1 protein-coding gene is annotated in these 884 nt (G+C 78.5%); it reads right to left on the reverse strand.

What is annotated here, in order from left to right; genetic code table 11:
- A partial coding sequence (locus tag GT030_RS13745; protein WP_272920693.1) for a BTAD domain-containing putative transcriptional regulator occupies positions 1-884 on the reverse strand: 884 nt, incomplete at both ends.

The raw sequence follows: 884 nt of genomic DNA on the forward strand, positions 1-884 counted from the left end.
CACCGTGAAGCCGGGGCGGGCGGCCGCGCCGCGGTGCCCGAGCAGCCGCAGCGCGACCGGCTCGGGCAGCGGCTCGACCGGGCGCAGCAACTCCCCCGGTACGCCGAGGGGTTCACGGCTGGTGGCGAGGACGGTGAGGTACGGGCAGTCGGCCAGCAGGCGCTCGGCGAGCCGGGCGGCGGCGTCCACGACGTGCTCGCAGTTGTCCAGGATGATCAGCATCCGGCGCCGCCCGCAGTGCTCCACCAGCCGCGCGACGGGGTCGCCCCAGCGGTCGGAGGCGGCGCGCACGCTGTCCACGCCCGCGCCGTGCAGCACGGTCTCGCGGGCGCCGATGGCGGTGAGCACGGCCTGCGGTACGGCGTCGGGGTCGTCCACGGGCGCGAGTTCGGCGAGCCAGGCCCCGTCGGGGACGGTGTCCCGGACCGCCTCGGCGGCCTCGATGGAGAGCCGGGTCTTGCCCGCCCCGCCGGGCCCGAGCAGCGTGACCAGCCGGGAGCCGGCGAGATCGGCGCCGATGGCATCGATGTCGGACTCCCGGCCGACGAACGAGGTCAGCCGGGCGGGCAGGTTGCCCGCCGCGGGCCGGGGCGCGGCGGAAGCGGCGGGGGTGGCAGGGCCGGGCGCCACCGGTTCGGGCCCGGTGTCGGCCAGCAGCTCGGCGTGCAGCGCGCGCAGCTCGGCGCCGGGGTCGGAGCCCAGCCGGTCGGCGAGGAGCTGCCGTACGTCCTCGTAGGCGGCCAGCGCCCGGGCGGTGCGGCCGGTGTCGCGCAGGGCGCGCAGCCGCAGGACCTGCAGGGGCTCGTCCAGGGGATGCTCGTCGCACAGCGCGGCCAGCTCGGGCAGGGAGGACTCGGCGTGCCCGAGGGCGAGCGCGGCGGTGT

The sequence above is a fragment of the Streptomyces sp. SID1328 genome (assembly GCF_009865595.1).
In the GTDB taxonomy this organism is placed as follows: domain Bacteria; phylum Actinomycetota; class Actinomycetes; order Streptomycetales; family Streptomycetaceae; genus Streptomyces; species Streptomyces griseoluteus.